Source organism: Limnobacter sp. G6BE5S (assembly GCF_058448965.1).
The window spans coordinates 434,602-448,928 of record NZ_JBZFLM010000002.1; the positions used below are offsets into that span (position 1 = coordinate 434,602).

The window sequence follows — 14,327 nt, forward strand, 5'->3', positions numbered from 1 at the left end:
GTTATTTGAGGTGTAACACCCAACAGGAAGTAGAAATTCATGCGCATTCACCAGTTTTTTAGTCGTACTCTCTTGGCTGTAGCCGTTTTTGCGGGTACAAGCTCTGCTGCTTGGGCCTCTGCCCAAGAGGCTTTGAGCAACTTTGTAAAAAACCGCGGTTTCGCAGAAGGGCAGTTTTCCCAGGTGGTCATATCGCCCAGCGGTGCAGTGAAGCAGCGCGGAACGGGTGAATTCACCTTCTCGCGTCCCGGTAAGTTTCGCTGGGAAATCAAAAAGCCTTATCCCTTGCTTTTGTTGTCCAACGGGAACACAGTGGTTTCTTACGATGAAGACATGGGCCACGCCACCCAAAAGCCGATTGGTAATGCCATGGATTCCACGCCAGTTGCCCTGTTGTTTGGCAGCAAAGACGTCGACAAGCTGTTTAATCTGAAAGACGAAGGCATGAAGGACGGCAAGGAGTGGTTGGTGATCCGACCCAAAGACAAAGACAACCTGTTCGACTACGCCCGCATTGGCTGGAAAGACGGATTGCCCGTGAACCTGGAAATTCACGATGCCTTGGGGCAAGTCACCCAACTGGAATTGACCAATTGGGACTTTGCCAAGCAACGCCCCGCCAGTTATTTTGATTTCAAAGCCCCTGCGGGTGTCGACCTTATCAAAACGCAATGACCTCGGACTTGTTTGGCGATGAACCAAACCAAACGCCCCAGTTGCCTACAGGCAAACCGACAGCCCAGCCTGTTCGGGGGGCAATACCCTTGGCGGAGCGAATCCGCCCAAACCTGCTCTCCGAAGTTGTTGGCCAAGCCCACCTGTTAGGTCCGGGCAAACCGCTTACCTTGCTGTTCGAGCAGCAGCATGTGCATTCACTAATTTTGTGGGGCCCGCCAGGTGTGGGCAAAACCACCTTGGCTCGCCTTCTGGCGGGAGCAGCGAACTCGCAGTTTATTGCCTTGTCGGCGGTGCTTTCCGGCGTCAAAGAAATTCGTGCGGCCATTGAACAAGCCAGTGAATACGCCCGCACCGGCAAATCCACCATTTTGTTCATCGATGAAATTCACCGTTTCAACAAATCGCAACAAGATGCATTGCTGCCCTTCGTGGAATCGGGATTGGTCACCTTCATTGGCGCCACCACTGAAAACCCCTCGTTCGAAGTCAATTCAGCCTTGTTGTCGCGCTCACAGGTGTACGTACTCAAAAGCCTGGATGCCAACGATTTCACACGCCTTCTGGTCCGCGCGCAGGCAGAGTTAGGCACTGAAATTACGGTGGAAAGCGATGCGTTTGATGCCCTGTGCAGTTACGCCGATGGCGATGCACGCCGCTTTCTGAATTTGCTTGAAATTACGTTGCTGCAAATCAAGGCACAAGGCCTGAGCAGCTTGAGTTTGCCAGCATTAAAACAAATTGCACCCTCGCAAATTCGTCGCTTTGACAAGGGCGGCGATGCCTTTTACGATCAAATCTCGGCACTGCACAAATCGGTACGCGGCTCCGACCCCGATGCAGCTTTGTACTGGTTTTGCCGCATGCTGGATGGTGGGGCTGATCCCCGCTACATGGCGCGCCGCATTGTGCGCATGGCCTGGGAAGACATAGGGCTGGCTGACCCGCGCGCTTTTACCATTGCCAACGAGGCTGCACAAACCTATGAACGCTTGGGCAGCCCCGAAGGCGAGCTTGCATTGGCCCAGTGTGTGCTGTACCTGGCGATTGCTGCAAAAAGCAATGCGGGTTACAACGCCTACAAGCAAGCCATGGCCCATGTGAAGCAAAGCAGTTCCATGCCTGTGCCCATGCATTTGCGCAATGCACCCACCAATTTAATGAATGAACTGGGGCACGGCAGTGGCTATCGTTATGCCCACGATGAAGAAGCAGGTCATGCTGCTGGCGAGAGTTATTGGCCTGATGGCATGCAAGCACCCCAGTTTTATCAGCCCACAGACCGTGGGCTGGAGGGTAAAATTGCAGAAAAGATGAACTGGCTTGCCCAGCGCAACGCCGAAGCACGCCAAAAAAAGTAAGAAGCACCCACGTTCAGCCTTATCGGGCTTGAAGATTTAGTACCATCACCGCTATTCACATCAACGCATTTCGAGAAATTTTCATGCTAGACATTCAATTGCTTCGCAAAGACCTGAACCATGTGGCCGAACGCCTTGCCCAACGCGGCTACAGCCTCGACATGGTGCAGTTCAATGTGCTTGAAGGCAAACGCAAGCAACTACAAACCAGCACCGAGGAATTACAGGCCAAGCGCAACAGCATGTCCAAGCAAATTGGCCAATTAAAGGCCAAGGGTGAAGATGTGTCGGCTGTGATGGCGGAAGTGGCTGGCTTGGGCGATGAGTTGAAGCGCAATGAGACCGATTTGACCGCCTTGCAAGAAGAGGTGAATTCGTTTTTGCTGAACATTCCCAATTTGCCCCATGAAACAGTGCCTGCAGGCAAGTCGGAAGAAGACAATGTGGAACTGCGCCGTTGGGGAACACCCTCCCAGTTTGATTTCGACGCAAAAGACCATGTCGACTTGGGCGAGAAGCTTGGACTTGATTTCGAGACTGCTGCCAATTTGTCAGGTTCACGTTTTGCCGTGCTGAAGGGGCAAATTGCCAAGCTGCATCGTGCTTTGGCGCAGTTCATGCTCGACACCCACACCGAGCAGCACGGGTACACCGAGCACTACACGCCCTATATTGTGCGTGGCGAAACCTTGAAAGGCACTGGTCAGCTGCCCAAATTTGCAGATGATCTGTTTTCGGTGAAAAAGGGTGGGGAAGAGGGCACATCGGAACCTTTGTACTTGATCCCAACCGCCGAGGTCACCTTGACCAACTTGGTGGCTGATCAAATTCTGAAAGCCGCTGACTTGCCCATCAAAATGACCGCGCACTCACCCTGTTTCCGTTCCGAGGCGGGCAGCTATGGCCGTGACACGCGTGGTTTGATTCGCCAACACCAATTCGACAAAGTGGAAATGGTGCGCATTGAAAACCCGGAAAATTCTTATGCGGCACTGGACGAAATGACCCAACACGCAGAGAACATTCTGCAAAAACTGGGTTTGCCTTACCGCGTAATTGTTTTGTGCACCGGCGACATGGGCTTTGGCTCCACCCGCACCCACGACATTGAAGTGTGGCTACCCGCCCAAAATACCTATCGCGAAATTTCTTCATGCTCGAACTGCGAGAGCTTTCAGGCACGCCGTATGAAAGCCCGATTCAAGAACGACGCAGGCAAAACCGAATTTGTTCACACCTTGAACGGATCCGGCTTGGCAGTGGGGCGCACTTTGGTGGCTGTACTTGAGAATTATCAGCAGGCCGATGGCTCTGTAAAAGTGCCCGAAGTTCTTCAGCCCTACATGGGCGGAAAAACTGTGTTGAAAGCCTGATTTGATGGCTTAAGCCTGCTGCGCAGGCAACAAAACAGGGCTAAGCACGCATGCCAATGCCGAAAGGCCACTAAAGGCCCACAACATGGCGTGTGTGTTTTGCCCGGCCAACAGGCTAACCAGCGCACCTATGATCAAAATCAGAAACCCGATTGCTGTATTGCTAACCGCAACATAGGCTGAGCGGGTTTCTGCAGTGGCCATGTCCACAAGCAGTGTTTTTCGACCCAAACGCACACCAGCCAGGCACACCGAAGCCATGAAGTAAGCGCTGACGAACAATGTCAACGCGTTGATATTTGCCTCAAGCTGCAGAACCAACAGCACAGCAATGCCGACCAAGGCATTGATTCCACTGGCAATTGCCATCAGGCTTCGGCTTGAGTAATCGGCCAAACGCCCCCAAACGTATCCCGATACTGTATTTGCCAATCCGGAAACTATTAAAAACAGACCGATCAAGGCGGCATTGCCCAAGGCATTCTGGGCCAGAATGATCAACATGGGTGCACCCAGTGACACGCTGAGCAACAAAGTACGAACAATCACGAAATTGCGAAAGGGCTTGTCATCTTTCAGCAAACGAAGCGATTTCAGAGCCTCGATACCTGCGTTGCCGCCCCCCTCGGTTGCTCCTGGTTCTTCCCGAATCGCCCAAATGGCAATTGATGCGACTATCCAGCACAGCCCAGCAATACCAAACAGGCTTGCCAGTATTACTTCGTTGTTTTTAATTTGATTGTAGAAACCCAGGTTGAGCCCGAGAAGCAGGGTAAAGATGCCAGAAACGCTGGTGGCCAAACCCATCAGTGTGCCGCGCCGCGACTTCGACACAGTTTTTCCCAGTACGTCTTTGGCTGCAACAGAGCATATCCCGCGCGCGAAACTGAACACCAGCAATGCAGCAAAAATCAGCCAACTCGCCTTTTCCGCTTGCAAATCAAGCATTAATGCAAATCCGCATGCCCACAGGGCAAAGCCACTGAGTAAACCCCCAAGCATCCACACGTATTTTCGCAGCGCTTTTGCCCTTATTTTTGCGGCAATGAAAAGCTGGGGAAGCAATACACCAGATTCTCGAATGGGCACGGCCAGCGACACCAGCAACATGGGTGCACCCAGCAGACCAAGTACCCAAGGGAATACCAATCGGGCGCTGGCCACTTCATCAGCCAATTTAGTGAAAAAATTGCTCAGCAGGTGCAAGAAAAAATTGACGGGTTGGTGTTTACAGGACTCGTCGGGAATGTCCTTGCACACGCGCGCGTCTTCGTCGCCCGTGATCAAATCGTACAGGGCAGTGGCTTTGGAATTGGTTTGTTGCATGGCGATACTTTAGCAATTAAAAAGGCACCCGAAGGTGCCTTTTAGAGCAAATGCTTAAGCCGTGTAAGCAAAGTGACAAGCCATTTACTGCGCGCCGACAGTGGCCTTGATGGCTGCGATGAATTTCTCGCTTTGCGCAATATTGCTCACAGTGGCTTCCAGGCCATGACGGGCTGAGGCCAAGCGAATAAAACGCTCCATGCGGCGGGTTTCATGCTTGTTCCAGCGCACTGTGAATGAAACAACCCGATTGTTGTCGATCCATACATTGCTGGGTTTAAGGAACATGAAGTCGCCCAAGGCCACTTTGGGCAAGCCTACTTGCCCGCTTGCATCCACGCCTGTGAATTGAACCAGCAATGGTGTTCCGTTTTGAAGCCAGCTGTTGTTTTCGATGGCGTCACAGAAAATTGAGCAGGTAGACCAAGTGAGTCCACTGTAGCGAACCATGAACGCAAGTCTGGATTCTTCGAAATTATCTGTTACATCTGAACCCACTGCAGCCAAATCTTCAGGTTTTACCTTAAGTGCCAAGAGTTCTTGTTCAAGCGTACTGTAAGCAATACTCGAACGAATTTGATCCGGAATAGGCTTGACCTGTAACCAGTGGAACAGGCAATAAGACCGAGTCAAACGCTCTGCAATCGAACTCATGGTGAACTCCCGATAAACATGCTGCAACGTTATTGGTACTAGGCTCGGAGTTTTTCAGATTCACACCGAGACTCTAACCAAACCCCTTGACTCAACAATCAAAAGTAATACCGATTTGTGGGTAAGAATCAAGAAAAGGTTCAATTATTGTTAACGCTGAACTTGAAAATTGGAATACCAGTTTCTTAAAAAAGTTGCTTAAGCTGCCTTTTCCTGCTTCTTTTGCTGTTCTCCTACTCGTTTTACAGAATATTCGCTGAGAAATTGTGACAATAAGTTGTCCCAATCAGGGTTCAGTGACTCAATTAACAAAAGACGCATATCCCGAGGCCAGTTTCTGACCCGGCGCAGTCGGGCTACAAATTTGTCGTGATCAGTCCAAACTTCGAAATAAACAAGGCGATCGAGCCTGTGATAGTGCGCATAGTCACGGCGCACGCCCTGAATATGTTCATCCATACGGGTAGCGAGACAGTTTGTATCACCAAGATACAGGGGGCCATTGGGTTTGCTGTTCGACAAAATATACAGCCAGTATTTGTCTTGTTTTCTGGCGGTGTCTTGCAAGCTACTGTCCGGGTTTCTGCTCAATTCATCCTCCGCGCCATTCGGTTGTATGGGTATTAAAAATATGTAAGTACAATACTTATTGATTGTATGTGTATTGCCTATTTTGCAGTGCGGCTTTCTCCCTCTTAATGGGTGGCACCATCGCTATTTTTGACGGATATTAGGTGGTAAGATATGAATGGAGAATTATTTACTACAGTCGGAATGAAACCGACAAATTAATTATTATTATATTTATCAAAGGCTTATATGCTCACAGCTATCCTTGTGGATGGTCCGTTTTTCATTCGCAGAATTCGTCAAATTTTCCCAAGTTCGGTTCACCATGATGCAAAAGTCATGGCCGATCTGGTGTGGCGCTTGTCAGCGGCACATTTGTTTGAGCGAAATCAGCCAAAACGCCATCTATTTCGCATTTTCTTCTATGACACGCCAGTCTTCACCCAACGGGTGACGTTGCCAATTTCCCGCCAGCAAATCGATTTGTCCAAATCCAAAGAGGGACAATTTCGGGTCGCTTTTCAGCGTCAACTACAAAGAAAAAGAAAGTTGGCAGTGAAGTTGGGGGAGGCTCGTGAGGCGGATACCTGGAAACTCAATGAAGACGCTTTAGCCGATCTGCTCGGCAAGCGCATTACGGTTGATGATCTGGCCGACGACGACTTCACGCCTGGCTCGCACCCGAAAGGCATTGAATTACGCATGGGCGTTGACCTTGCGACTTTGGCTTACAAGCGGCAGGTTCAACAGGTGGTGCTGCTGACCGGCGACGGCGCATTTTCAAGCGCTGCTGAATTATTGCGCCACGAAGGGGTCGACGTGGTGTTAGACCCAATGTGGCAGAATATTTCCGAAGATTTGTTCTCTTATATCGACGGACTCCGGTCGACATGTCCACCACCTGAGCGAGCCGCAGACTTTCTGGCCCGGATCGGATCCGACAACTACGATCATGACGATTTGCCTGCTGAATAAAAAAAGCCCACTGGAAAGTGGGCTTTTTTCTGCAGGGTTCGAAGCGGAAGGGTTTAGTCTCCCATCCCTTCGGCATAAAGGTCGTTGATTCTGTCCTTGAATGCTTCAGTCACTTTGACGCGTTTTACCTTCAACGTTGGTGTCAGCAGACCATTGTCCACCGTCCAGGGTTCTTTGGTAGTAATGATTCGCCGCACGCGAATGTAGCGGGGCAAATGCTGCAAACGTTCATTGGCGCGCTTGATCAGCTCTTTTTCATTGGAGTTGGCCGTTACGGCAATCATGCCAATAAAAGAGCGACCTTCGCCGATCAAAACGATCTGTTCAAATACGTCGTCACCAATAATGGCCATTTCAGCGTCTTGAGGGGAAAACTTTTCACCGTTGGACAGCACCATGATATCTTTGATCCGGCCACGAATATAAATCCGTTTGTCCTTGATCTCGGCAACGTCACCTGTGTGCAGCCAGCCATCCTCATCAATCGCAGTTTTCGTGGCTTCCTCGTTTTGCCAGTAACCCAGCATGATGTTGGGCCCACGCGCGAGTAGTTCATCATTTTCGCCCAACATGACTTCGACATTGGGCAAGGCTGGGCCAACAGATTCAGGAACATTGCCTTCTGGACGGTTCACCGAGATAACCGGACACGCCTCAGTCATGCCGTAGCCATGAAGAATGGGAAGTCCCATCGCAATAAAGGCTTTGGCAATTGTGCTGTCCAAGGCAGCCCCACCCACCACGGCCAATCGCAAGCGACCGCCTAGTCGTTCCAGAATGGGTTGAGCCACTTTTGCACGCAGAAGCGGAAGCTGAAAATGATCCAGAATTCCGCCTTTGCCTTGTTCCATGCGCCAACCCACATCGACCAGCTTCTCAAATGCTTTTCGCTTGAAACGGGAATCTTTCACAGAGGCCTGAATACGGCCGTAAAACTTTTCGAAAATGCGCGGAACCGCAAACAGCACCGTTGGTGCCTGTGTGGCCAGGTCTTCGGGCAATTGGTTAATACCACGTGCATAGGTAACCTTTGCACCCACACGCAAGGGCAGGTAATAGCCGCCGGTGCGCTCGAACATGTGCGACATCGGGAGGAATGACAAAAACACGTCTTCCGGCTTTGCGATGTCCAACTGAAAGCAACTGTCTACGTTGGCGATCACGTTTTTGTGCGACAGCATGACGCCCTTCGGACGTCCTGATGTGCCGGATGTGTAACAAATTGTAGCCAGCGTATTTTGTTCGAGATCAAGAAGCTCAAAAGCCTCTAATTTCTTTTCGACACTTTTCAGGGCATATGTCGCGTTCTCGACGCCATCTGCTTCTTTTTCAATGTCCGATCTGATCGACAAAACCCGCACATCTTTCAGGTTTTCTTTTAGCAGGTTACGGGCAATACGGTCATTTTCAACCACGACCACCCTAGAACCGGAATCTTGTATGCAATAAGCAATGTTGCTTGGATTGTCGTCCACATACAGTGGCACTGAAACAAGTCCCATGGCCACTGCCGCTTGGTCAAATGCCACCCAGTGCACGCTGTTTTTCAGGCAAATTGCAACCCTGTCGCCCGCCTGCAAACCCATGGACCGGAAAAAAGCTTGCCAGGTGCGAGCCAAGTCAATCATTTCCCGTGCTTTGAAATCTACCCATTCGTTATCAATGAACTGACGGTACAACATACGATTGGGGGTGTCGTCATGTTGGAACAAGAATGTGGCGATGTTCGCCATAAGGAGGTCTCCCGAATTTCTGTTTTTATAAAATTGACCGTAGTGTACTGAACAGTTTAAGAATTGATAAGAACACTCATTCTAGATTTACATTCAAGCCTTGAATGACAGCGGGGCGGGCACTTAATTCTTCGTACCATTTGTGCACTGCAGGATAGTCACTTAATTCAATTCCCTGGCGTTGCCAGCGATAAACCCAGGGATACAGCGCCATGTCAGCGATGGAATAAGTTTCCCCCGCAATGTAGGAAAAACGACTCAACTGTTTGTTGATGACTTCATAAAGCCTTTTGGCTTCATTGGTGTATCGGTTAACAGCATATTCAATTGGTTCGGGTGCGTAAATCCGGAAATGGTGCGCTTGCCCCAGCATGGGGCCCACACCGCCCATTTGAAACATCAGCCATTGGATGATCGACAGGCGTTCGCGGTAGTTTTGCCCGAAAAACTGACCGGTTTTTTCGGCCAGATACATCAGAATGGCGCCACTTTCAAACATCTCGATTGGCTCGCCATCGGGGCCATTGTGATCAATGATTGCCGGTATTTTATTGTTGGGGCTGAATTTGAGGAATTCAGGTTTGAATTGATCGCCCTTGCCGATATCGACCGGAATCGCTTTCCAGTTGAGCCCCATTTCTTCACAGGCAATATGAATTTTGTAGCCATTGGGGGTCGCCCAGGTGTACACCTCAATCGGTTTATCTTGCGCTGTATTCAATCAATACGCTCCAGTGCTGCGAGTGGGTTAACACGTTCGTGTTAGGTCATTTCAAGGATACCTTACTCACAGTTGTCGTGGGTATGCTAAGGCCTGCTGGAACAATTGAACCGAGAGTAAACATGCCGATTTTCTGGACACCAAAACCACACGCGATGCATTGTTTATTGCCATCTGCTCTTGGTCTTTTGATTGCGCTTGTTCCAGTTTCAGCTTTAAGTCTGGAGATTTCTACACCGGTCGGTGTTCAGCAGATCGGAAGGCATCTTGACTTGAAAAGTACGCTGAGCAATGTACCCGAAGGTGTCGAATCACAACTAAGGTCAACGTGTCTTAGAGCAACAATACATTCGCTGGAGAGCAGCTCGGTAAGCCATGGTTCGGCCCTGTCAAACGAGGTGCTGGTTAACTTTGATCCAACAATTCGCCAAGGCGGTTTGCTTGAATTCAAATCGGTGGTCCCTGTACATGACACCTTGATTGAGATGAAGCTGGTCTCTGAATGTCCTTTGATTGTATTTAGTACAAAGTGGACATTCATCATGAAACAAGCCGAAGTACAGGCCAAGGATTCTCTTCAATCCAAAGCCACAAAGTCCTCTCTGGTTTTTGATCCGGAGGGCTCTGAGTTGTTGGCCAGTTCACGCAAACCGCCCACGCCGCAACTTGATGAGCACCCGGCATGGTTTAAACAAGAGAAAGAAGGCAATACCACAAGTTCGAAAGAGGAGCCTGAGCATACGAATACTGAATTGAGTGAGCAAGGCACTGGCGCTGGAAGTTCAGGCGATGCATTGAAGGTGGCTTCGCTGGATACGAATTTGTTTGGTGCAGGATTGATTGAAAGCCGCAGAGATGCGGCCAATGCCTGGTCAGGCCTTGGATTGGATGAATACCCGGTTGAAACGAGCCCCGCTGCAATGACGCCTGATTTGATGTTGCCGGTGTCTTTGGCTGGCCTCTTTTCATTGATCCTTGCTTGGTTTGCCTATCGCCGTTACTCGATCAAGAAGAAAGTCACCGCGTCGAATCAGATCGAGCCAAACGATGCGGGTTTCGTACATTCGGACGCTGGGCGACACGACATTGGTTCAATAAGCCGTGAACATGCCATGGCATTCGCAGCCGAGCCTGCTGCTTCCTCGCTCGGAAGTCATCTGGTTCTCGAGTCTTTAATTGGAAATGATGAGCAAGATTTTGATGGGGAAATGAATGCATTGGGGAATCCGGTCAATTCAGACCTCATGGATTCCAGCAACCGATCTTCCTTGAAAATAAGCCTTGAACTGATCAACCGCGCAGACATACCCGGCTGGAAGCTGCCTGCGTCTTACTCTGGTTTGGTGGAGGCACGCAATCGATCACTGGAATTGCACCGGACACTGGATGCCCTGTTGCTTCGTAGTCAAATTGGTTTGATAGAACTAGCATTTCAGGATGCCAAGCAAGGACAGTTAACGGCCGAACAAACGACCCTGGAATTGCTGGAACAAGTGATGGGCGATCAGTTGCATGAAATCGACTCGAAACCTACGCTGTGTGTTCCCGACGTTGTTAAAAGTCATGTTCGCGCCAAGATGTGCGAAGTGGTCGGCGCCGAAAAGCGCCAACTGCTTCGAGAGAATTTGTTGAACCTGAACCGCCAAGTTGTCAGCCCGGCAGTTTGTTTTAGTTCGAATGCCTGGCGCGAATTCTTGAGCGAGGAGGGCATTCTGGATTAGTGGTTTGAGTGATGATCAGGAAACGCCCAAAGACTCTTCCAGCTGTTCGATTTCAAGCATCAGTTCCAGCAGCTCGGTTTCTGATCTCTCCAGGCGGGTGGCTATCCCATCACGATCTTTGTGAAGTTCTGCGGCTTTTCTGGAGTCCTCTGGTTTGCTGTAGTCGACCTTCAACAGGGCCTCATCAATTTTGATCAGTTTGGGCTGGTCAGCTTCAATTTGCTTCTCAAGCTTTTTGGCCTGATTGCCCAACTGTTTAATTCTTTGGCTGACCACCTGCCGGTCTACCGGTGGACGCGCCTGTGCAGAATTTGTACTTTTGGGTGCTGTTGCACCGCCCGTTTGTTTGTTGCGCTGATTTTCCGCGTTTGTTTCCTTGCGCAATAGTTCAGCATAGTCATCGAGGTCACCATCAAACTCAGTGACTGCGCCTTGGTGCACGCGCCAAAAGCGATCCGTGATTGATTCCAGCAAATGTCTGTCGTGAGAAACCATGACCAAGGCACCTTCAAATTCCAACAGGCTGCTGGCCAAAGCCTGACGGGTTGCAATGTCCAGGTGGTTGGTGGGTTCATCCAGCAACAACAGGTTGGGGCGTTTATAAGCCAACAAGGCCAAGGCCAGGCGCGATTTTTCTCCACCGGAAAAACTGCCCACCAGCTGACGCACTTTGTCATCGCGAAAATGAAAACGCGCTAAAAATTCACGAGATTTTTGTTCTGAAATTTGCCGCTCCAGTCGCGACATGTGTTGCAAGGGGGTGGCATTCATGTCGAGCGATTCAATTTGGTCTTGCGCGAAATAGCCATACACCAGCCCTTTGCCCTCAACCCTTTCGCCACCCAACATAGCTAGTTCACCCACCAAGGTTTTAACCAAGGTGGTTTTGCCGTTGCCGTTTGCACCCAACAAACCGATGCGATCGCCAGGACGAAGTTCAAGGCTGATGTTTTTCAGAACAGGCGCTACGCCAGCGTAGCCACAATCGCTGCGGTTCAGCACGACCAAGGGATCTGGGCTTTTATGGGGTTCCATGAAGGGAATGGCCACATGGGGTTCCACTTGCAATGTTTCAATCAATTTGATTTTTTCAAGGCGTTTGACCCGGCTTTGTGCCTGTTTTGCCTTGCTGGCCTTGGCCTTGAAGCGGTCAACAAACTTTTGCAGCTTTTCCATTTCGCCTGCTGCTTTTTTGTTCGCTTGGCTGACTTGTTCTGAGCGCTCGGCAAAAGCGCGCTCAAAGGCAGAATATCCTCCGGTGTACTTGGTCAGCTTTTCGCTGCTCAGGTGAACAGTGTGTGTACAGACTTCGTCCAGAAAGTCACGGTCGTGAGAAACCAGAATGACTGTGCTGTTGACCTGCTTGATCCATTGTTCGAGCCAAACCACTGCTTCAATGTCCAGGTGGTTGGTGGGTTCGTCCAGCAAAATAAGATCAGCTCTGGAGCCCAATACCTTGGCCAGGTTCAAACGCATTTTCCAGCCACCGGAAAACTCGCCCACTTTGCGTTGCAAGTCTTCGGTTTTAAAACCCAAACCATTCAGAATTGTGGCCACGCGTGCTTCGGCGGTGTACCCATCCAGATTTTCAAGTTCTTCGTACAAGTGACCCAATTGTTCCATGTCACCGCTTTCTTCCACCGCATGAATTTTCTGCCGAACTTCATGCAAGGCACGGTCGCCTTCCAGCGCGAAATCGATCACGCTGAGGTGGTTCGCTGTCACTTCCTGATCGATCCAGGACAAGCGCCAAACCTTGGGCAAATCGATGCTGCCCTGGTCAACGTGCAATTCGCCAAGCAGTGCGCTGAGGAAACTGGATTTGCCTGCACCATTGTGGCCAATCAGGCCGACTTTTTCGCCGGGGAACAGGGTAAGTTCAGCGTTGGTTAAAATGGGCTTGCTGCCCCGTGCAATGCTGAGGTTATTGATTTGAATCATTGAATGGGTTTAGACCAAGTCTTCTTTGTTAAGCAAAAACACTTGTTCGTCACCTGCCGAGGTTTCAAGCCAAATGGGATTTAAATGCGGAAAGGCCGCCTCGAAATGCAGTTTTTCATTGCCAAGCTCAACCACCAGGAAGCCACCGTCTTTCAAGTGCTTGGGTGCCTGCTCAAGAATGTCCTGAATCAAGTCCATGCCGCTGTCACCACCGGCCAAGGCCATGCGTGGTTCGTGCAGGTACTCAGGCGGCAACTTCGTCATGGATGCCTCATTCACATAAGGCGGGTTGGTCAAAATAAAGTCGTATTGTTTGCCATTCAGGTTTGAGAACAAATTGGACTCAATGGCGCGTACACGCTGCTTCATGTCATGCAGCTGGATATTTTCACGTGCAACACTCAAGGCCTCGGTGGACAGATCAACTGCGTCCACCTGTGCGTTTTCAAACACGTATGCAGCCAAAATCGCCAGGCAGCCAGAACCCGTGCACATGTCAAGAATCTCGAATGGCATTTCGGGGGCATTCACCCATGGGGTGAGTTGGTCGGCCAATAGCTCTGCAATGAATGAGCGTGGAATAATCACGCGTTCATCAACCTTGAATGAATGTCCTTGCAGCCAGGCTTCGCCGGTGATGTAACTGGCAGGCTTGCGATCTACAACCCGCTGGGTGATAAACCGTACCAAACGATTGGTTTCATGGGCGGTGAGCCTGGCATCCCAAAAGGGACCAATATCCCCAATTGGCAAGCTGAGCGCTGACTGCACCATGTAAACCGCTTCATCAAACGCATTGCTCGACCCATGGCCGAAAAACACCTTGCCGCGGCGCATTTCACTGACATAAAAACGCACCCAGTCACGAACGGTGTGAAGTTCTTTGGGGTCGACCGCAATGTGTGCGGCGTGATCCTGATTCATGAATTGCCTTTGCTGAAGTCGGTCTGTCCAATGCTTAGTTCGCCATTTAATTCAACCACAGGGCGTTTGATGATGCTGGGGTACTCCAACAGAAGTGCTTTGGCTCCCTCTGGTGACCGGGCCTTGTCTTGAAGACTTTCGTCCAGACCACGCCAGGTGGTACCCCTGCGGTTAATGATTTTTTCCAAACCCAGCACATCAATCCATTCGTCCAGTAACTGCGCGGGCACGCCATGCTTTTTGAAGTCGTGAAAAACCACTTCGATGTCGTTACTCTTTAATGACGCGATGGCCTTCTTGACACTATCGCAATTTGGAATTCCATAAACCTTGGCAGTCATCCTGTTGTGGTC

13 protein-coding genes are annotated in these 14,327 nt (G+C 50.3%); 5 read left to right on the top strand and 8 right to left on the bottom strand.

Annotated elements, in window-relative coordinates:
• The first annotated feature begins 39 nt into the window (after nucleotides 1-39).
• From lolA to serS, 3 genes are all read left to right on the top strand, one after another.
• Nucleotides 40-675 (top strand): outer membrane lipoprotein periplasmic chaperone LolA, encoded by a 636-nt coding sequence (gene lolA / locus ACVL1J_RS05175; RefSeq protein ID WP_159570196.1) that lies wholly within the window; start codon nucleotides 40-42, stop codon nucleotides 673-675.
• On the top strand, nucleotides 672-2,036 hold the full coding sequence (locus tag ACVL1J_RS05180; RefSeq protein ID WP_341236376.1) for a replication-associated recombination protein A: 1,365 nt from the start codon (nucleotides 672-674) through the stop codon (nucleotides 2,034-2,036). Before lolA ends, ACVL1J_RS05180 begins: the two co-directional genes overlap by 4 nt.
• A gap of 83 nt (nucleotides 2,037-2,119) precedes the next feature.
• Nucleotides 2,120-3,409, top strand: a complete 1,290-nt coding sequence (gene serS, locus ACVL1J_RS05185) for a serine--tRNA ligase (protein ID WP_341236375.1) — start codon at nucleotides 2,120-2,122, stop codon at nucleotides 3,407-3,409.
• A gap of 9 nt (nucleotides 3,410-3,418) precedes the next feature.
• Here serS and ACVL1J_RS05190 read toward each other — a convergent pair whose 3' ends face one another.
• The 3 genes from ACVL1J_RS05190 to ACVL1J_RS05200 form a co-directional block, all read right to left on the bottom strand.
• Nucleotides 3,419-4,735, bottom strand: a complete 1,317-nt coding sequence (locus tag ACVL1J_RS05190) for an MFS transporter (RefSeq protein WP_341236374.1) — start codon at nucleotides 4,733-4,735, stop codon at nucleotides 3,419-3,421.
• Nucleotides 4,736-4,819: 84 nt separating this feature from the next.
• Nucleotides 4,820-5,389 (bottom strand): hypothetical protein, encoded by a 570-nt coding sequence (locus ACVL1J_RS05195; RefSeq protein ID WP_159570208.1) that lies wholly within the window; start codon nucleotides 5,387-5,389, stop codon nucleotides 4,820-4,822.
• Between the two features lie 198 nt (nucleotides 5,390-5,587).
• The gene (locus tag ACVL1J_RS05200; RefSeq protein ID WP_341236373.1) at nucleotides 5,588-5,980 is read right to left on the bottom strand and encodes a GIY-YIG nuclease family protein; all 393 of its coding nucleotides are present in this window, start codon (nucleotides 5,978-5,980) and stop codon (nucleotides 5,588-5,590) included.
• Nucleotides 5,981-6,208: 228 nt separating this feature from the next.
• On the opposite strand from ACVL1J_RS05200, the gene ACVL1J_RS05205 reads away from it, so the two are divergent.
• Nucleotides 6,209-6,934, top strand: coding sequence for an NYN domain-containing protein (locus tag ACVL1J_RS05205; protein ID WP_159570214.1), 726 nt, complete (start codon nucleotides 6,209-6,211; stop codon nucleotides 6,932-6,934).
• Between the two features lie 53 nt (nucleotides 6,935-6,987).
• Here the strand turns inward: ACVL1J_RS05205 and ACVL1J_RS05210 are convergent, their stop codons facing one another.
• Together ACVL1J_RS05210 and ACVL1J_RS05215 are read right to left on the bottom strand one after the other, a co-directional pair.
• Entirely contained in the window at nucleotides 6,988-8,667 is a 1,680-nt protein-coding gene (locus ACVL1J_RS05210) for an AMP-dependent synthetase/ligase (RefSeq protein ID WP_341236372.1), read from the bottom strand.
• A gap of 76 nt (nucleotides 8,668-8,743) precedes the next feature.
• Nucleotides 8,744-9,388 (bottom strand): glutathione binding-like protein, encoded by a 645-nt coding sequence (locus ACVL1J_RS05215; RefSeq protein WP_159570220.1) that lies wholly within the window; start codon nucleotides 9,386-9,388, stop codon nucleotides 8,744-8,746.
• 272 nt (nucleotides 9,389-9,660) lie between these two features.
• Between ACVL1J_RS05215 and ACVL1J_RS05220 the strand changes: the two genes are divergently transcribed.
• Nucleotides 9,661-11,109, top strand: coding sequence for a hypothetical protein (locus ACVL1J_RS05220; protein ID WP_341236371.1), 1,449 nt, complete (start codon nucleotides 9,661-9,663; stop codon nucleotides 11,107-11,109).
• 15 nt (nucleotides 11,110-11,124) lie between these two features.
• Here the strand turns inward: ACVL1J_RS05220 and ACVL1J_RS05225 are convergent, their stop codons facing one another.
• The 3 genes from ACVL1J_RS05225 to ACVL1J_RS05235 are packed head-to-tail and all read right to left on the bottom strand — an operon-like array spanning nucleotide 11,125 to nucleotide 14,315.
• Nucleotides 11,125-13,050, bottom strand: coding sequence for an ABC-F family ATP-binding cassette domain-containing protein (locus ACVL1J_RS05225; RefSeq protein WP_394672398.1), 1,926 nt, complete (start codon nucleotides 13,048-13,050; stop codon nucleotides 11,125-11,127).
• Between the two features lie 9 nt (nucleotides 13,051-13,059).
• Complete coding sequence (prmB, locus tag ACVL1J_RS05230; protein WP_341236369.1) at nucleotides 13,060-13,974, bottom strand: 50S ribosomal protein L3 N(5)-glutamine methyltransferase; 915 nt, start codon at nucleotides 13,972-13,974, stop codon at nucleotides 13,060-13,062.
• Entirely contained in the window at nucleotides 13,971-14,315 is a 345-nt protein-coding gene (locus ACVL1J_RS05235; protein ID WP_341236368.1) for a Spx/MgsR family RNA polymerase-binding regulatory protein, read from the bottom strand. Before ACVL1J_RS05235 ends, prmB begins: the two co-directional genes overlap by 4 nt.
• Nucleotides 14,316-14,327: the final 12 nt, after the last annotated feature.